This window comes from Gluconobacter aidae (assembly GCF_009547075.1).
GTDB classification, from domain to species: Bacteria; Pseudomonadota; Alphaproteobacteria; order Acetobacterales; family Acetobacteraceae; genus Gluconobacter; species Gluconobacter aidae.
The window spans coordinates 1-18,053 of the sequence record NZ_WIPH01000011.1; the positions used below are offsets into that span (position 1 = coordinate 1).

Annotated in this window: 14 protein-coding genes, 1 tRNA gene and 2 pseudogenes; 10 read left to right on the plus strand and 7 right to left on the minus strand. The window is 61.4% G+C overall.

Annotation, left to right across the window (positions count from 1 at the left end; genetic code table 11):
- Nucleotides 1-295, minus strand: a pseudogene (locus GFJ39_RS06670) (hypothetical protein); the annotation flags it as partial.
- A gap of 266 nt (nucleotides 296-561) precedes the next feature.
- Here GFJ39_RS06670 and GFJ39_RS06675 point away from each other — a divergent pair.
- Nucleotides 562-762, plus strand: a pseudogene (locus GFJ39_RS06675) (IS630 transposase-related protein); the annotation flags it as partial.
- A gap of 29 nt (nucleotides 763-791) precedes the next feature.
- Here the strand turns inward: GFJ39_RS06675 and GFJ39_RS06680 are convergent.
- A tRNA-Arg gene (locus GFJ39_RS06680) sits at nucleotides 792-868 on the minus strand.
- An 86-nt stretch (nucleotides 869-954) separates the two neighbouring features.
- Nucleotides 955-1,980, minus strand: coding sequence for an alpha/beta hydrolase (locus tag GFJ39_RS06685; RefSeq protein WP_153430606.1), 1,026 nt, complete (start codon nucleotides 1,978-1,980; stop codon nucleotides 955-957).
- A 50-nt stretch (nucleotides 1,981-2,030) separates the two neighbouring features.
- Here GFJ39_RS06685 and polA point away from each other — a divergent pair, with 50 nt between their 5' ends.
- Genes polA through GFJ39_RS06700 form a run of 3 tightly spaced genes read left to right on the plus strand, consistent with a single transcriptional unit; the run spans nucleotide 2,031 to nucleotide 7,131 of the window.
- Nucleotides 2,031-4,850, plus strand: a complete 2,820-nt coding sequence (polA, locus tag GFJ39_RS06690) for a DNA polymerase I (protein WP_325062859.1) — start codon at nucleotides 2,031-2,033, stop codon at nucleotides 4,848-4,850.
- A gap of 13 nt (nucleotides 4,851-4,863) precedes the next feature.
- The gene (locus GFJ39_RS06695; protein WP_153430607.1) at nucleotides 4,864-5,475 is read left to right on the plus strand and encodes an SCO family protein; all 612 of its coding nucleotides are present in this window, start codon (nucleotides 4,864-4,866) and stop codon (nucleotides 5,473-5,475) included.
- Nucleotides 5,476-7,131 (plus strand): ABC transporter substrate-binding protein, encoded by a 1,656-nt coding sequence (locus tag GFJ39_RS06700; RefSeq protein ID WP_153430608.1) that lies wholly within the window; start codon nucleotides 5,476-5,478, stop codon nucleotides 7,129-7,131.
- Here GFJ39_RS06700 and GFJ39_RS06705 read toward each other — a convergent pair.
- The 3 genes from GFJ39_RS06705 to purD form a co-directional block, all read right to left on the minus strand.
- Nucleotides 7,111-7,458 carry a beta/alpha barrel domain-containing protein gene (locus tag GFJ39_RS06705; protein ID WP_153430609.1) on the minus strand — a complete coding sequence of 116 codons (348 nt, stop codon included), beginning with the start codon at nucleotides 7,456-7,458 and terminating at the stop codon, nucleotides 7,111-7,113. The two genes, GFJ39_RS06700 and GFJ39_RS06705, sit on opposite strands and share 21 nt — an antisense overlap.
- A gap of 123 nt (nucleotides 7,459-7,581) precedes the next feature.
- Nucleotides 7,582-7,800, minus strand: a complete 219-nt coding sequence (locus tag GFJ39_RS06710) for a hypothetical protein (RefSeq protein ID WP_153430610.1) — start codon at nucleotides 7,798-7,800, stop codon at nucleotides 7,582-7,584.
- Complete coding sequence (gene purD / locus GFJ39_RS06715) at nucleotides 7,797-9,026, minus strand: phosphoribosylamine--glycine ligase (RefSeq protein ID WP_153430611.1); 1,230 nt, start codon at nucleotides 9,024-9,026, stop codon at nucleotides 7,797-7,799. Before purD ends, GFJ39_RS06710 begins: the two co-directional genes overlap by 4 nt.
- Before the next feature lie 66 nt (nucleotides 9,027-9,092).
- Between purD and xseA the strand changes: the two genes are divergently transcribed.
- Both xseA and GFJ39_RS06725 read left to right on the plus strand, forming a co-directional pair.
- The gene (xseA, locus tag GFJ39_RS06720; RefSeq protein WP_153430612.1) at nucleotides 9,093-10,646 is read left to right on the plus strand and encodes an exodeoxyribonuclease VII large subunit; all 1,554 of its coding nucleotides are present in this window, start codon (nucleotides 9,093-9,095) and stop codon (nucleotides 10,644-10,646) included.
- A gap of 36 nt (nucleotides 10,647-10,682) precedes the next feature.
- Entirely contained in the window at nucleotides 10,683-11,042 is a 360-nt protein-coding gene (locus GFJ39_RS06725) for a hypothetical protein (protein ID WP_153430613.1), read from the plus strand.
- Between the two features lie 83 nt (nucleotides 11,043-11,125).
- Here the strand turns inward: GFJ39_RS06725 and GFJ39_RS06730 are convergent, their stop codons facing one another.
- Nucleotides 11,126-13,912: an Rne/Rng family ribonuclease gene (locus GFJ39_RS06730; protein ID WP_153430614.1), complete on the minus strand. Its 2,787-nt coding sequence runs from the start codon at nucleotides 13,910-13,912 to the stop codon at nucleotides 11,126-11,128.
- Between the two features lie 394 nt (nucleotides 13,913-14,306).
- Here GFJ39_RS06730 and GFJ39_RS06735 point away from each other — a divergent pair, with 394 nt between their 5' ends.
- The 4 genes from GFJ39_RS06735 to GFJ39_RS06750 all read left to right on the plus strand — a co-directional run bounded on the left by GFJ39_RS06735 (nucleotide 14,307) and on the right by GFJ39_RS06750 (nucleotide 18,051).
- Nucleotides 14,307-14,453: a hypothetical protein gene (locus GFJ39_RS06735; protein WP_153430615.1), complete on the plus strand. Its 147-nt coding sequence runs from the start codon at nucleotides 14,307-14,309 to the stop codon at nucleotides 14,451-14,453.
- A gap of 39 nt (nucleotides 14,454-14,492) precedes the next feature.
- Nucleotides 14,493-15,341, plus strand: coding sequence for an N-acetylmuramoyl-L-alanine amidase family protein (locus tag GFJ39_RS06740; protein ID WP_153430616.1), 849 nt, complete (start codon nucleotides 14,493-14,495; stop codon nucleotides 15,339-15,341).
- 209 nt (nucleotides 15,342-15,550) lie between these two features.
- Complete coding sequence (locus GFJ39_RS06745) at nucleotides 15,551-17,122, plus strand: 2-isopropylmalate synthase (protein ID WP_153430617.1); 1,572 nt, start codon at nucleotides 15,551-15,553, stop codon at nucleotides 17,120-17,122.
- Nucleotides 17,123-17,283: 161 nt separating this feature from the next.
- Nucleotides 17,284-18,051, plus strand: a complete 768-nt coding sequence (locus tag GFJ39_RS06750) for a sulfite exporter TauE/SafE family protein (RefSeq protein ID WP_153430618.1) — start codon at nucleotides 17,284-17,286, stop codon at nucleotides 18,049-18,051.
- The last annotated feature ends 2 nt before the right edge of the window (nucleotides 18,052-18,053 follow it).

An 18,053-nucleotide genomic window follows, 5' to 3' on the forward strand; every position in this document is an offset into this window, starting at 1 on the left:
GAATATACAAGTTTGGCAGAGTGCACTTTTGGGTCGTGGCTATCCCAAATACATGGAATTTCTGCGCCAAATAACGACCAAAATAACCGGAAAATTCGCGCGGAACCCCTATGAATTGTGTGCAAACCTTGCTGTTCCAGCGCGGAATCTGCCGGCCATATTGAAAATGGAAAATCTCTTCGACCGTATTTTTGATTTGAGTAGTATTGTAACCTCGAACAACCAGTCCATCGTCAGCCTGCGCGCAGAAAATAGAAGAAAGCATAAATAAAATTGCTACGATACGTCCAAGCATTCTATCCATGCTATCCCCGAACAATACCTACCAGTCCTACAGGAACAATCTGCGAATACTTTATCATCATGAAGCGTCCTCAGATAGGCCTGTCACGACCAATAGGCGGCGTAATATTGCAAGATCAGAACGCTCTTTATCTTGATAAGAATCAAAAATATCGTGCTTCGCGCTTACTTTCGGCTAGAGCGGTTCACTGAACTCCGGATCGAGAGGTGACACTGAAGGCGTCTTGTGATTCACCGTTTTCCTTGATGGAGACGGTGATGGCATGGGCATTGAGTGATGATCTTCGGGAGCGGGTTCTGGAAGCCGGAACTGGGGGAGCGTCAGCCCGTTCGATTGCGGCGCGGTTCGGTGTTGGGATTTCGACGGCGATCCGCTGGCTGCGTCGGGAACGCGAGAGCGGCGAGCGGACGCCCCGTCGGCAGGGCAAGCCTCGCGGGTCACGGCTGGACGCCCATGAAATCTTAAGTCTCTGAAAAACAGGGAAATTTGGTGGACCTGACGCGATTCGAACGCGTGACCTTTGCCTTCGGAGGGCAACGCTCTATCCAGCTGAGCTACAGGTCCATGTGGGTTCAGATAACTGCTTCGGCGAAAGATTGCCAGCCCTCTTTTTGAAAGTTCCGCTGCTCGGGTGGATGATCGGGAGAAGGTCATGGAAAAATTCCGGTCTGGACGGTGGCCTGCCATGCGGCGGCAGCGATATCGCCTCCCGATGGCAGGAGTCGGCCTGATTCTGTCAGCCATGCAATGACATCCTGTGCGGCTCCCCGGTGATCCCGGCTAAGAAGATGATGCGCGCCGGGCAGTTCGTCGATCCGGGTATCGTGCGGGAGTTTCCGGAGCAGGCGCGCCGTGAAAGGCGGCAGGACAAACTGGTCATGGCCACCAAAGACAATGAGCAGTGGCGTTCGGACGCTGGGAGCGGCGTCATAGGCGGCCCGCATCAGCAGGGTCAGGCCATAGAGCGGGTGGATTGTTGAACTGTGCAGGGTGAGAGGATCAAAATACATCCGGCGCAGGGCCTTGATGTTGTCGCTTGCAACCCGGTGACCGGGCACGGCCGATCCGTCGAGTTTCCAGTGCGGGGCCAGTATATCCATGCCCCTCAGAATGCTCTCCCAGGGCTGACCGATATCGAGCGCCGCAGGGGCAAGCAGGATCGTGCTGCTGATATGGGGCGTGTCTGTTGTGGCCAGCAGCAAGGCTATGGCGCCCCCCATGCTTTCCCCCATGACGTGAATGGAGGTGTCGGGATAACGGGCGTGCAGCCAGAGCACCTGTTCGCGGGCGTCCCGCACCAGCCTTGCCGTGCTGCTCCATCCGCCCCGGTCCGCTGTCTGTCCGAAACCGCGAATGTCAGGGGCGGCGAGTGTGAACCCTGCGGAGGTGAAGGTCGGGGCAGCGAGCTCCCACGCGTCCCGGCTGTCGCCGTATCCATGCAGGGCAAGAATGATGCCGCGCGGTTTTGGTGTGGTGGCCGGATAGAGGCGTAGCGGAATATGGGCGCCGTCCGACATGTCGAGTGTCAGCGTCGGCGGGATCAGGGCCGTTTCCTGCGGCGTTGGATGCAGGTCCGCCCTATGTGGCGCCGTGCAGCCCTGGAGTGCCAGCAGGCAGAGCACTGTGCAGGAAAGACGCGCGAGGCGGTTTGAAACGGAAGGGAATGAGCCTATCATCGCGCGGATTTTAGAACGTCCGCTCCTTCGGGGCGAGAAGGGAGACATTCGTGCAGCCAGAAAAGCCTGATTCGGGAAAGCCCCATCTGGTCCTGATCGACGGATCTGGTTTCATCTTCCGCGCGTTCCATGCCCTGCCGCCGATGAGCAGCCCGCAGGGCGTGCCGGTCAATGCGGTTTATGGCTTTACGAACATGCTGTCGCGTCTGCTGCGGGACCATGTGGGCACGCATCTGGCCGTGATTTTCGATGCTGGCCGCGTGACGTTCCGCAACGAGATCTACCCTCAGTACAAGGCGCACCGTCCGGAAGCCCCGGAAGACCTGCGCCCGCAGTTCGGTCTGATCCGCGAGGCCACGGCTGCCTTCAATGTGCCCTCGATCGAGCTTGAGGGCTGGGAGGCGGATGACCTGCTCGCCGCCTATGCCAAAGCGGCCGTGGAAGCGGGCGGATGCTGCACCATTATTTCGTCCGACAAAGATCTGATGCAGCTTGTGCGCCCCGGCGTCGAACTGATGGACCCGATGAAGCAGAAGCCGATCCGCGAGGCCGAGGTCGAGGCCAAGTTCGGCGTGCGGCCCGATCAGGTCGTGGATGTGCAGGCGCTGATGGGAGATTCGACGGACAATGTTCCCGGCGTTCCCGGTATCGGTCCGAAGGGCGCGGCGCAACTCGTCAACGAATACGGCACGCTGGAGCAGATCCTCGCCGCAGCCCCCGGCATGAAAGCCTCCAAGCGGCGCGACAATCTGATCGAACATGCCGATGCTGCGCGCATGTCCCGCAGGCTGGTGCTGCTGGACGATAACGCGCCGATGCCGCAGCCGATCAGCGAACTGGGATGTCGCGAGCCCGTGCGCGAGACGCTGCGGGACTGGCTGGAAGAAATGGGCTTCCATTCCACTATCCAGCGCATGGGCCTTGGTCTGGCCGCCAAACCGCGTCCGTTCACGCGCCAGATCGTCCGGCCCGAGGACAAGGCAACAGAACGGGATGAGGCTGCGGCCGTCACGATCCCCGACGCTTCTTATGGTCCGTATGAGACTGTGACGGACATGGACGCGCTGGATCGCTGGATCGCGGAGGCCCGGGCCGCGGGTGTGGTGGCCGTCGATACCGAGACGGACAGTCTCAATGCGCGTCAGGCCAATATGGTGGGGCTGTCGTTGTCGGTTGCGCCGGGGAAAGCCTGCTATGTGCCGTTCCTGCACGAGACCGTTCGCGACCTTTTAGAAGAAGATTCGATCGGAGAAGCCGCCGTCCGCCAGATGGATCGTACCGAGGCGCTGGAGCGTCTGAAGCCGCTGTTGCAGGATGCCTCCGTCCTGAAGGTGTTTCAGAACGCGAAATATGACCTGACCGTCTTTCGCGGTGCGGGCGTTCCCGAGATCACACCCATCGACGATACGATGCTGATGTCCTACGCCCAGTCCGCCGGTGAGCACGGGCAGGGCATGGATGAACTGTCGGAACTGCATCTGGGGCATACACCCGTCACCTATGATTCCGTGACGGGGACGGGGCGTAAGCGCATTCCGTTCGCGCAGGTGGCGATTGATACCGCGACCGCTTATGCCGCCGAGGACGCGGATGTGACGTTCCGTCTGTGGCAGGTGCTTCGTCCGCAGTTGCGCACCCGTCAGGCACTGGCGCTGTATGAGGAAATCGAGCGTCCGCTGAGCCGGATCCTGACGGATATGGAAGATGTCGGCATCAAGGTGGATGCGACCGAACTGCGCCGCATGTCCGTTGATTTTGCCGAGCGTATGGCGACGATCGAGCAGGACATCCATGAACAGGTGGGGCGGAGCTTCAATGTTGGTTCGCCCAAGCAGCTTGGCGAAATCCTGTTCGATGAAATGGGCCTGCCCGGCGGCAAGCGGACGAAAAGCGGAAGCTGGGGCACGGATTCCGGGGTTCTGGAAACGCTGGCCGAGCAGGGGCACGAGCTGCCCCAGAAGATCCTGGCCTGGCGTCAGTTGGCCAAGCTGAAATCCACCTATGCCGATGCGCTGGTCCAGCAGATGGATCAGGACACGCAGCGGGTTCATACGTCTTTCCAGATGGCCATCACCACGACGGGCCGCCTGTCTTCCAACGAGCCGAATCTTCAGAACATTCCCATTCGCACCGAAGAAGGCGCGCGCATCCGCAAGGCGTTCATCGCGGCCCCCGGCTGCGTTCTGCTCTCGGCGGATTACAGTCAGATCGAACTGCGTCTTCTGGCGCATGTCGCGAAGATCGAACCGCTGCTTGAGGCATTCCGTCTGGGGCAGGACATTCATGCCCGCACGGCGTCCGAAGTGTTCGGTATTCCGCTTGAAGGCATGGACCCGCTGACACGTCGCCGGGCCAAGGCTATCAATTTCGGCATCATTTACGGCATTTCAGCCTTTGGTCTGGCACAGCAGCTTCAGATTTCGGCAGGTGAGGCGCGGTCCTATATCGACGCCTATTTCGCCCGCTATCCCGGCATCCGTGCCTATATGGAACGGACCAAGGAAGAGGCGAAGAAATACGGTTATGTCACGACGCCGTTCGGGCGCCGCTGCTATGTGCCGGGTATTACCGAGAAGAACGGTGCCCGTCGTGCCTATGCCGAGCGGCAGGCCATCAACGCACCGCTTCAGGGCGGGGCGGCGGATATCATCAAGCGTGCCATGGTCCATCTGGCGCGGCGTCTGCCAGCCACGGGGCTGAAGGCGAAAATGGTTCTTCAGGTGCATGATGAACTGCTCTTCGAAGTCGAGGAGCAGGATGCAAAGGCGCTGGCGGATTTCGTTCGCACGGAAATGGAAGGAGCCGCCAAACTTGACGTGGCCCTTGAAGTAGAAACCGGTATCGGCCCAAGCTGGGCTGACGCACATTAAAGACAGGAAGGTCATGCAGACCAATCACGAACGCCGCAAGCGGGTCGGCAATCGCATCATCTGGGGCGTTCTCGCCGTGGCGGCCGTTCTGGGATATGTCGGCTTTCATCTGGCGTCCAATGGTGGTCCGGGCCTTCTGGTCCAGTCCAACGGCAATGAGGTCGGCGGCAGCTTTCGTCTGGACTCGCTGGGTGAGAGCACCGTCACTGAAGGCGATTTCCACAACACCTGGATGCTCGTCTGGTTCTTCGATGCCAACTGCCCCGAGGAAAAGTGCAAGCCCGTGCTGAAGAGCATGGAGCAGGCGCTGGTCACGCTGCGACCCGAAGGCATCCGCGTTTCGCCGCTGGCCGTGTCGCTCAATCCGTTCGACGAGGCTGATTCGCTCAAGGAATATGTCCTTCCCGTTGCGCCGCATGTCATGCCGTTCACGGGCACGCCGAACATGATCAAGGCCATGACGGCCGAATATCATGCGCCGCTCCAGAAGGAGGGGGACCATTTCGTTCCCGCGCCGCAGATCGTCATCATGGACCCGAATGCGCGGTATGCCGGCACCATTCCGGCTGACGGCAACGCCGAGGCGCTGATCGCGCGTCTGCGTGAACTGGCGAAGCGGCGCTGAATGACGCGGAGGGCGGTGCGTCTTGCGGCGGGGCTGTTTCTGGGGCTTGGCGCTTCTCAGGCACTTGCCGGAGAGCAGACCCCGCCTGACTGGAACGGCATCACGCTCGGCAGCCCCCATCGCGGAGGCACGCTGCATCTGACGGCGGATGGTCCGGGCGGGACGCTGGACCCGCAGATCAATTACGGCACCCAGTACATGCAGGTGTTCGTCAACATGTACGACCCGCTGCTGACCTTCCGTCTGGCACGGGGCACAGCGGGTCTGGAGGTCGTGCCGGACCTTGCCGATGCCCTGCCGCAGATCAGCGCGGACGGGCTGACATGGCGCCTGCATCTGCGGTCCGGGCTGCATTTTTCAAACGGGGCTCCGGTGCGTGTCGAAGACGTGGTGGCTTCTTTCCGCCGGATCTATCGTGCCGGGAGCCCGACTGCCGCCTCGTTCTATGGCGGCATCGAAGGGGCCGGGGACTGTCTGGCCAAGCCAGACCGCTGCACGCTGCCCGGCGTTGAAGGGAATCCGGAAACCGGCGAGATCGTCTTTCATCTGACGAAGCCGGATGGCGAATTCCTCTACAAGCTCGCATTCCCGCACGCCGTGATTCTGCCGGCTTCAACCCCGGTTCATGATATGGGCGGCACAACGGTTCCCGGGACCGGGCCGTATCGCATCACGCAGTATGACCCGGGACACGGGATGGTTCTGGAGCGCAATCCGTACTTCCACGTCTGGAACCCCCAGGCCCAGACCGACGGCTTCGTGGATCGCATCGAATACGATTTCGGCCTGTCGGACGAAGCGCAGATCACGGCGGTCGAGCAGGGGCGTTATGACTGGATGCTGGACGCCAAGCCTTCCGACCGGCTGGGAGAACTGGGCGCGAGTTACACGTCCCAGGTCCATATCGAGCCGTTGCTGGGCCTGTACTATCTGTCGATGAACACGCATGAAAAACCGTTTACGGATGTGCGTGTGCGTCGCGCCGTCAGTATGGCTGTCAGCAGGCATGCCATGACGATCCTGTTTGGAGGCAGCGCGATCGCGGAACCGCTGTGCCAGATGGTGCCGCACGGTATTCCCGGTGCCGATCTGGGGCTGGACTGCCCCCAGGATGTGGAGCGCGCGCGCCGCCTGATCCGGGAGGCAGGGGCCGAAGGCGCGTCCGTGACGCTGGTGGTGCCGAACCGGGCCATGGAACTCGGGATGGGAACCTATCTGCGCAATGCCCTGCAATCTGCCGGGCTGAACGCGCAGCTTCGGCCGATTACAGCCGGTCTTGCGGCGTCCTACGAACAGAACACCGCAAACCACGTCCAGATCGCCCTGTCGTACTGGTTCGCGGACTATCCCTCTGCTTCGACTTTCCTCGACGATCTGTTCGGTTGTGATAACTACCACCCGAACTCGGCGGTCTCGCCAAACTACACAGGGTTCTGCGACCAGCACGTCCAGGCCCTGTTCGAACAGGCGAAGGCCCAGACGGACCCGGCAAAAGCCGCCCCGATCTGGCAGGATGCGGGACGTGCCATCATGGACCAGATGCCGGGCGCGCCCATGATCCAGATGCGCACCGTGGATTTCGTCTCAAAACGGCTTGGAAACTATTACTCGACGCTTCTGAGCCACATGCTCTTTTCACATGTCTGGGTGCAGTGACACAGGGTTTGCTTGAAAACCGGTTTTGTCCCGAAGAAAAGCGGCCAGCCTGTCGGCATCATGACGGTTGATGCGGCTGCCTGTGAGATGTGCCACGCCAATGGCCGGAAAGCCCCAGATCTGCCCTTCCCGAGCGAGCACATCCGGCCGGCGCGAATGCTTTTTTCGCAAAACCGGCAGCCCTTGGGCCAAAACCTCAAAAGTCCCAAGACCAATGACGAGGATTATGCGGGGGCACAGGGCCTTCGCAATTGCTTCGCATTTCTCCAGTGAGAAGCGTTCAAGCTCTTTGCGGACTGGACGTGTAATCTGTTGCCAAGTAGCCATTGAAGACGCACGAAAGAAAACAAGATTTATCCCGGTGCATCGGTCCAGATCTTCGACGCTGAAGATTTTGCGGATTGCGCGCGCCAGCGGCCACGGCGCTGCTGCAAATTCAAACCGGGATGGTCATGAGGTATGCTGACCTTCGGCAAAACCGTCCAGCGCATCCTGAGTGCGCCCACCCGGCTGGAAGCCGATGAAAAGAATATCGGGACAGGGGCGCGGGGGACCGTAGAGAATACGGTAGCCCAGCGCAGCCTGTCCCATTTCGGGAGCAAGCCTTGCATACAAGGCTTCGGTGTCCCGGTAGATCTTCTGGGCCAGCAGTGCCGGTCCATGCGTCACAGTCCGATATCGCTGCGGAAGATCTTGTCGTCCCACTGGATTGCGGACGCGCCTTCATAGGCCAGCTTCCGGGCCTCTTCGGGCGTGGCGGCCTTCGCGCAGACCGTCAGGACACGACCGCCATCCGCGACCAGAACGCCATCCACCAGTTTCGTGCCCGCATGGAACACCGAAACACCCGGGACTGCTTCGGCCCGTTCAATCCCGCTGATGCGGCCACCTTTTTTCGGGGAATCCGGATAGCCGTTGGCGGCCAGTACCAGCGAGATCGAGTGTTCATCGGAGAATTCTGCGGCCGCATGTTCGAGACTGCCCTGCGCCAGTGCGGCGAGGATCGGCAGCAGGTCTGATTTCAGGCGGATCAGCAGGGCCTGCGCTTCCGGGTCACCGAAACGGACATTGTATTCGATCAGCTTCGGCCCTTCGCTCGTCAGCATCAGTCCGGCAAAGATCACGCCCCGGAATGGCGTGCCACGACGGAGCATTTCGGTCAGCATCGGGCGGACCATGATGTCGAGCGCCTTTTCCTGCATCTCGCGCCCGAAAGCCGGGGGGGGCGAGATCGCGCCCATGCCGCCGGTGTTCGGGCCGGTATCGCCGTCTCCGAGACGCTTGTGATCGCGCGCCGCACCGATCAGAACAGCCTTGTCATCCGAGCAGAACGCGAAGAGTGAGACTTCCTCGCCCACCAGACACTCCTCGATCACGAGCGGCATGCCGAGCCTGCGAATGGCGTCTTCGGCTTCTTCCACGCTCTGGGCTACGACGACGCCCTTGCCCCCGGCCAGACCATCTGCCTTGATGACGATGGGCGCGCCGCGACGACGCACGAACTCGATGGCCGGAGCTTCGTCTTCAAAGCGTTCCCAGCGTGCCGTCGGAATGTCGGCCGCGTCCGCCACGTCCTTCGTAAACGCCTTGCTGCCTTCCAGCAGGGCCGCAGCCCTTGTCGGGCCGGCGCACGGAATACCGGCTTCGGCGCAGGCATCCGCCAGACCGGCCACCAGCGGCGCTTCCGGACCGGGCACGATCAGGTCGATCTTCTGCTCCTGCGCGAACCGGACCAGACCTGGAACGTCATCGGCTTTCAGCGGAACGAGCGTCGCAACGGACGCCATGCCGGGATTGCCCGGAGCCGCATAAAGGGCAGTCAGGCTCGGCGAGCGCGCAAGACATGTAGCCAGGGCATGTTCACGCCCTCCGGACCCGACCAGCAAAACGCGCATTCCGCTTATCCTTTATTCTGCACTCATGGGCTTCGTTTGACGGCGTGCGTAGCATAGACTGGCGGCATGATGGAGAGTGATGGCGCGTCGATCCGCGGGAATGTTCCGCAATATTCGGTTTCCGAGATTTCCGGGGCGATCAAACGCACGCTGGAGAGCGGATTCGGCCGCGTGCGTGTGCGCGGTGAGGTCACGGAACTCAAGCGTTATCCGTCCGGGCATGTCTATCTGTCGCTCAAAGATGAAGGCGGAAAAATTGCCGGTGTGATCTGGCGGGGCAGTGTCTCACGCCTCGGTATGGCGCCCGAGAACGGCAACGAGGTCATCGCGACCGGACGTGTCTCGGCCTACGGTGAGCGCTCCAGCTACCAGCTTGTCATCGACCGCATGGAGTTCGCGGGCGAGGGGGCTCTGCTCGCCAATATCGAGCGACTGCGTCGCAAGCTTCTGGAAGAGGGTCTGTTCGAGCCCGAGCGCAAAAAAGTTATCCCGTTTCTGCCGTCTCTCGTGGGTGTCATCACGTCGCGCTCCGGTGCGGTGCTGCACGACATCATCACGACGATCAGCCGACGCTTCCCGCGGGATGTGCTGCTCTGGCCAGTTCCGGTGCAGGGTGAAGGCGCGGCCGCGCAGATCGCTGCGGCCATCGAAGGCATGTCCGTCCGTCGTCCGCGCGCGCCGGATGTACTGATCGTCGCGCGTGGCGGTGGCTCTCTTGAAGACCTGATGGCGTTCAATGACGAGCGCGTCCTGCGTGCCGTGGCGAATTGCCCGGTGCCGATTATTTCCGCTGTCGGACATGAAACCGACACGACGCTGATCGACCTCGTCTCGGACCGCCGCGCCCCCACACCGACCGCTGCCGCTGAAATGGCTGTGCCCCTGCGCTCGGAAATGATCGCGGATATGGCGCACCGCAATGCGCGGCTGACGGGTGCGCTTACCCGTATCATCCAGACGGCCCGCGCCCGGCTGGATCAGGCCACCGCCCGTCTGCCGGATCTGCCCGGGCTGCTGGATTCCGCCCGGATGCGTCTGGACGATCGTGGCCAGCGGCTCGATCTGGCGCTTCCGTCCTTCGTCATGCGCGCCCGCAACAGGCTCGATGCGCCGGGAATGCACCTGCCATCGCCGGAGCTTCTGATCGGGCGCAGTCGCGCGCGGTTGCAGGTTCTGCGTCTGCCCGCGCCAGAGCTTCTCGTCAGCCGCGCCCGTGCCCGCCTGACGGCGCCGACGACCCATCTTCCCAGTCCGGAACTGCTGATCGAGCGTCGCCGGGCTGCCCTGCGTCTGCTTTCGGGCGAACTGGATACGGCCTGGCAGCGCGCGCTTCAGATTTTCCAGCTCCGGACTGAACGCCAGCGCCTGTCGCCCGATATCCTCAGAAGTGCCATCCGCCTCCAGCGGGCCCGGCTTCAGGGGCTGGGCAGTCATCTTGAAGCCGTCTCGCCCCGCGCCATTCTCAGTCGCGGCTATGTCCTCGTGCAGGATGTGAACGGGCAGCCCGTCACGAGTGCCGAGGCCCGTCCCGTTGCGGATCGTGTCGTTCTGTCTTTCGCTGACGGTGATCGTGGGGCAAGACTGGACAGCCTGTCGCCGCAGGGCGATCTTGGATTGTAAATCTTTCATCCACCTGATCTGTGATCCGGAGTCTGCATGCGTTCGTTCTGGTTGAGTCTCGTTGCCCTGCCAATTCTTGCAGCCTGCGCCCAGCAGCCCGCGCGCCCCGTGCGTACTGCCGGTCCTGTTACTCACGCGAAGATCCCGCCGCAGGATTTTGCACCGGGACTGGTGGACGAAACCCCGGAGGACGGGAAGAAAAAGCTGTTCAATGACCCATCCGCTCCCCTGGACACGCCGCTTTGCGGAAGTGCGCTTCAGGAACAGGCCCGGACAGGTGCGGCCGTCTATCCGCAAAGTCTGGCGAGCACGAGTTCCTGTCCGCGCAATGCCTGCTTCCAGCCTCTAACCGGGACCTATATCGCAGCAACAGGGGCACAGAGCGTCTGCCGTTAGTCAGGCATTGTAACACCGAATAAAAAGGGCCGGTCGGAATATCCCGACCGGCCCTTTTCATGAAAGAGGAAAACGCTGAGCAATCAGCGCTTCCACCAGCCCACGCGACGCTTCGGCGGCGCGATTTCATCGATATTGACCGGCTGCAGAACATTGCCATCATCGGCCGTGGCTGCCTCGGGCTTGGCCTTGGCCGTCCGACGGGCCCTGGTCCGCTTTGGCTTGGGAGCCTCCTCCGCGACCGTTTCTTCGGCGATGACTTCCGCAGGAGTGGATGGAGCCTCGAGGGCAGGCTCAACGACAGGAGCCACAGCGTCCTCAGCCTTGGCCTTGGAGGCGCGGCGTGTCCGTGTGCGGCGCGGTTTCGGAGCCTCTTCCACTGCTTCCGCTTCGCTGGAAGAAGATGCAGGGCTGGCTTCGACGACCGGAGTTTCCACTGCTGTCTCGGCAGGAGTGGCTTCAGATGTCTTCACCCGTGCCGGACGACGACCCCGACCCCGGCGGGGCTTGAGAGCCTCTTCGGCAGCCGGTTCTTCCGTCACGACCGCCGTTTCGATAACGGGTGTCTGTTCGATCTCGATTTCCGCAGGCACGCTGATACCGGTTTGCAAAGCCTGCGTCGTTCCTTCGAACTCCGCCTGTTCAATCACATCGAAGATATCAAAGCTGCCGCCGAACGGATCAGCGGGGGTCGGACCAGTGTAACGACGGGTGACGGGACGCTCGTCGCGTTCCTCACGGCGGCGTGGCGAACGTTCTGCGGAAGCGCTGGAGCGCGGCTGTGCCACGTGACGGTCTTCGGAAACTGGCTCTGCGGACGACATGCCGTCACCTTCCGTCTCGCGAACCACGCGCTTGAAGCGGGTGCGGCGCCGACCGGGGATGATGCCGTTTTCTTCGGCGGGGTCGGCTGTCGCAGGCTCGCGTTCCTCGTGAACGGGCGCGTCGTGCTCCTGATGTGCGTCGGCGGACTGCATGTCACCAGTCTGTTCGCGCCGGCCGCCCCGACGGCGCCGACGGCGCCGACGGCGACCGCCATTGCCCTCTTCGTCGCTCTCTGAAGGCCCGACATCTTCGATGATTTCCGCATCGACAACCGGAGTCTCCGATCGCAGGGCCAGGGGGGCCTGCTCCTCGACGATTTCGATCGTACGCACCGTCTCAGGGGCCCGTTCCACAGTCCGCTCGGGCGCGGCGGTCTGGGGCTTCAGGCGTTCAATGCGCATGTCGGTGGCGGCCAGGTTCTCTTCGGTGCGGAAGATCACCTGCATGCGGTGATGGCGTTCGATATCGGCCAGCCAGGAGCGCTTGTGATTGAGGATGTAGAGCGCGATGTCGGAGCCCACATGCACTTCGATCTCGGCCGAACGCTGACGCGCGCCTTCCTCGTCGATGGCGCGCAGGACGTGCAGGGCCGAGCTTTCCGTGCCCCGGATGAAACCCGTGCCCTGACAGTGGGGGCAGGGCGTCAGTACGGCTTCGGCGATGGATGGTCGCAGACGCTGACGGGACATTTCGAGCAGGCCGAAATGCGAGATATGCCCGACCTGGATGCGGGCCCGGTCGGAGCGCAGGGCTTCCTTGAGGCGCTTCTCCACCTGAGCGTTGTGACGGCGGCTTTCCATGTCGATGAAATCGATCACGACCAGGCCGGCCAGATCGCGCAGACGAAGCTGACGGGCGACTTCCTCGGCGGCTTCGAGGTTCGTGCGCAGGGCCGTTTCCTCGATATTGCGCTGTGAAGTGGACTTGCCGGAGTTCACGTCCACGGCCACAAGGGCTTCGGTCTGGTTGATGACCAGATAGCCTCCCGAAGGCAGACGGGCCGTCGGCGAGAACATTGCGTCCAGATGGCCTTCGACATTATAGCGTGCGAACAGGCTCTGGCCACGGTTCTGCCAGAGCTTCACCTTGTTGGCGTTGCTTGGCATCAGCAGGCGCATGAACTCGCGCGCGCTCTTCCAGGCCGCTTCACCATCCACCAGGATGTCTTCGATGTCCTTGGAATACAGGTCACGGATGACGCGCTTGATGAGGCTTGCTTCCTCATAGACCAGCGTCGGCGCAACCGAGGACAGGGCGTGGGAGCGGATGTCGTCCCAGAGCTGGAGGAGATATTCGCAGTCGCGTGTCACTTCCGCGGCCGGACGGCCTGCGCCGGCGGTACGAACAATCATCGCCATGGATTTCGGCAGATCCAGCTCCGCGATCACGTCGCGCAGGCGGCGGCGGTCGGAATCGGACGTGATCTTGCGCGAGACGCCACCGCCACGCAGGGCGTTTGGCATCAGGACACAGTAGCGGCCGGCGAGGGAGATATAGGTGGTCAGGGCCGCGCCCTTGTTGCCACGCTCTTCCTTGACGACCTGCACCAGCAGTACCTGACGACGGCGGATGACTTCCTGGATCTTGTAATTGCGCAGGAAACGGGCCGTGCGGCGCGATGACGCGCTCTCCTCACCCGTGTCGTGCTCGCCGCCGACGGTCTCGGGGGCGCGACGGTCCTGGTTGTCGCCGTCCTCGCCGTCTTCGGCAACCGTTTCGGTCTCGGCATCATCGGAAGACTCACCGCGCTCGGCGATTTCCTCTTCCTGGAGCGCGAGGAGCTTTTCGCGGTCTGCGACAGGGATCTGGAAATAGTCGGGATGGATTTCGCTGAAGGCAAGGAAGCCGTGGCGATTGCCGCCATATTCAACGAAAGCGGCCTGAAGGCTCGGCTCTACGCGAATGACCTTGGCAAGATAGATATTGCCCTTGAGCTGCTTCTTGGTCGATGTCTCGACGTCGTAATCTTCGACGCGGTCACCATCCATGACCACAACACGCGTTTCTTCCGCATGTGTGGTGTCGATGAGCATACGCTTGGTCATGGAATACTGAACTCCACGACGCTCCACAATGGCTGCCTTGGCCGGGTGGAACGTCAGATCGTGTGGGGTGGAGGGAACGGCGCAGTCCGAACGCACAGCGGCGGGACACGTTGGGTCCCGTTCCGGTGAGGTCGTTCGCTGCAAGCACGCTGAGTGACATTCGTCCCCTGAACAGACGGCCGGTCCAGAGTCTGGAGCCGGATGAAAAACCTTGTCCGGACGACCCTGAGGGCCATACCGGAGTCCTTTGATCGTCACTTCGATCCGGTCAGGACAGCGTGAGGAAGGCAACTCGCGCATCTGTCAAACGACGGGACGTCATGACGGGAACAGGAAAAGGCGGGAGCGGCACGGGAAAGGCTTGAGCCCGTGGCCGGTCGGACCGTACTTTTACATGTCCCTGCGTCGCAGGATGACCGAAAGCGCTGCCTGTGGCAAGCGTGCCATTTCCCATCCCGGCGTCCTGCGCCTTCACGGCATTGGGAAAGGCGGTTTTCGGGACGTCTGTGCCATGTTCCTGACAGGGTCTGATGCTGTATGATCGCTTCTGCCATTCATCGCACGGATCGGGACACAGACAATGCTGACGCGACGTACATTGACCAGCGCCCTGAGCAGCGGTTTCTGCGCTGGTGTGTCGGGTGCTTCCCTTCTGGCGCCCCGGACTGCCCTGGCCCGCCACGCGACACATGCAAAACTTCATGCGCCGGCCATTCATAAAGGGGCAGCCCCTCCGAAACCACTGGTGATGCTGGATCCTGGGCATGGAGGCAAAGACCCGGGGGCGATCGGGATTTCCGGCACCTATGAAAAACATATTGCCGAAGCCGCAGCCTCGGAACTGAGCCGTCAGCTTCTGGCCTCGGGGCGTTACCGGGTGGCGATGACGCGCTCTGAAGACCGTTTCATTCCGCTGGAGGGGCGCGTCGAAATGGCGCAGCGACATCAGGCCCATCTCTTTATTTCCATGCATGCCGACGCTCTGCATGACAGGAATGTACGGGGCGCAAGCGTCTATACACTGTCAGGCGGGGCATCCGACGCCCAGACGGCGTCTCTCGCACGGACGGAGAACAGCGCGGACCGCTTCGCCGGACCCGCCTTTCACGGCATGTCGCCGGATGTACAGCAGATTCTGGCAAGCCTCGTCTCGGAAGAGACACGCCGGGGTTCCGCACATATGGCAGCCAGCGTAGTGAACTCGTTCCGAAACAGAATCGGGCTACTGACCCATCCGGCCCGCCATGCGGCGTTCGTGGTTCTGAAATCCTCGGAGATCCCCTCCGTTCTGGTGGAGATGGGTTTCATGTCCAACCGGCTGGACGAAGCGGCCCTGCGTCACGCCGTACATCGTACCCAGGTCGCCAGCGCAATGAAAACGGCCATAGACCGTTATTTTGCAACGAATGTGGGCGTCATGACAGGCTGACCCAATGTTTTTGCATTGGAGGCTTTATGTTCATGCGGGTTGCGCATGGCGCAAGAATCGGTCATTGAACGCAGCCATGACGTTTCTTTCGATCCTCTCGCTTCGACTTATCGGCCCCTGAACGCCTTATTCTAGGCGGACAGCGCTCCGTTGCGTTCAGGGGATAACAGACCGAAAGCCACCCTGAACCAGACGAGACGATCTCCATCATGACTTTCCATCACCCGTCCTTCGGTAGCGTCGCCGACGACCGCGTCATCATTTTCGATACCACGCTGCGCGACGGCGAGCAGTCCCCCGGCTTTTCGATGAACCTCGAAGAGAAGCTCCGCATGGCCCATGCGCTGAGTGCTCTGGGTGTGGACGTGATCGAGGCCGGGTTCCCCGTGGCGTCCGAAGGCGATTTCGAGAGCGTCCGCCGGATTGCCGAGGACGTTCGTGGATCGGTGATCTGCGGTCTGGCCCGTAGTGGCGGCAAGCGCGATATCGAATCCTGTGGCGAGGCGCTGAAGAAAGCTGAGCGTCCGCGTATTCACAACTTTATTTCCACATCTCCGCTGCACATGAAATACAAGCTGCGGATGGAGCCGGAGACGGTTCTGGACATTATTGCCTCGGGCAACCAGAAGGCCCGGCAGTACACGGATGATGTGGAATGGTCGGCCGAAGACGGTTCGCGAACCGATCCCGATTTTCTGTGCCGTTGCGTCGAAATGGCGATCCGCAATGGCGCGAACACGATCAACATCCCCGATACGGTCGGCTTTGCCACACCGGAAGAAATGCGCGCGATCTTCACCATGCTGCGTGAGCGCGTGCCGGGTGCGGATCAGGTGATTTTCTCCGCGCATAACCACAACGATCTGGGTCTCGGCGTCGCCAACACGCTGGCCTCTGTCGAAGGTGGCGCCCGTCAGATCGAATGCACGATCAACGGCATCGGCGAACGCGCGGGCAATGCGGCGCTTGAAGAAATCGTCATGGCTCTGCGGACCCGTCACGACCAGTACGGCAAGACGACCGGGATCGAGACGACGAAGCTGCTGGGCATGTCCCGTATGCTGGCGACGATCACGGGTTTTGACGTGCAGCCGAACAAGGCCATCGTCGGACGTAATGCATTCGCGCATGAAAGTGGTATCCATCAGGACGGGATCCTGAAAAACGCCGCGACCTACGAAATCATGACGCCGGAGAGCGTGGGCTGGAACAAGACCTCGCTGGTCATGGGCAAGCATTCCGGCCGCGCGGCGTTCCGTGACAAGCTGGCGCAGCTCGGCTACCCGCCGCTGGAGGACGAGGCCCTGAACGCCGCCTTCGCGCGTTTCAAGGATCTGGCCGACAGCAAGAAGGTCGTGTTCGATGACGATATCCGCGCGCTCGTTGATGATGAGAGCCGCGATCACGAGCGGGTCCATCTGATTTCGCTGGAGCTGGCGTCCGGCACGAAGCAGAAATCCCACGCCAAGCTCGAAATCAGCGTCGATGGCGCCATCCAGTATGCGGCCGTCAGCGGCAACGGACCGGTCGATGCGGCTTTCCGCGCCATTGGCGAAGCATTCCCGCATACGGCCGAACTGGCGCTGTTCTCGGTCGCCAATGTCACCGAAGGCACGGATGCCCAGGCGCGCACGACGGTCCGTTTGCAGGAAAACGGCAAGCTCGTGGACGGGCAGGGGGCTGATGCCGATACGGTGGTGTCTGCTGTCCGCGCCTATATCCATGCGCTGAACAAGCTGCTGACCAAGCGTGAGCGGACGGAGCCCGAAGCGCTGTCCTGATCCTTAGGAACGGGGCTCTTTCACGAAACAGGCATGCGGGGAGACCTGCATGCCTGTTTTTTTATGCGGATATAAACAACTAAATATAATAGTTTATATAAGAAGTAGACAAACATATAACGATCGGTATGGTCCCCTTATCTGTGGAATAAGGGATCGTCATGCCGCATTCATGGCTTTATACGCTTTCAGGACTGCTGGTTGGTTTTCTGGTGGGAATGACCGGTGTGGGCGGCGGTTCCCTGATGACACCGCTGCTGATCCTGCTTTTTGGCGTCAAACCTCAGTTAGCTGTGGGGACGGATCTTCTTTATGCCGCCATCACCAAGATCTTCGGCACGCTTCTTAATCGTCATCATGATGTTGTACGATGGAGAATCGTTTTTATTCAGATGGCCGGCAGCCTCCCCGCAGGATTCCTGTGCCTGATTTTTCTGCGTCACTTCGGTCCGAGTCCGTTTGTCTCAAAGCTGATTACCGAAGTGCTGGGCGTGGCGCTCCTGCTGACGGTTCCCGCCATCCTGTTCAAGCCATGGTTGCAGGCATGGTCCGTCGCTGCGGGGACACTCCGCCCACGGACGGTCGATGCGCTGACGGTTTTTCTGGGTGTCGTACTGGGCACGCTGGTGACGCTCTCGTCGGTGGGGGCAGGGGCCATCGGAATGGCGGCGCTGACGGTGCTTTATCCACGGGTGAGTACGAGGGAACTCGTGGCGACGGATATCGCTCATGCTGTTCCGCTGGCGCTTCTGGCCGGTGGCGGGCACTGGCTTCAGGGCGCGGTTGATACCGTTGTGCTGGTGGAGCTGCTCACGGGGTCTATTCCGGGCATTCTGCTTGGGACGCTGCTGGCGGGACGTCTGCCGGAGGATGCACAGAGATGGTTTGTGGGCATCCTCCTGGCGATCATCGGTCTGAGAATGATCTGAGA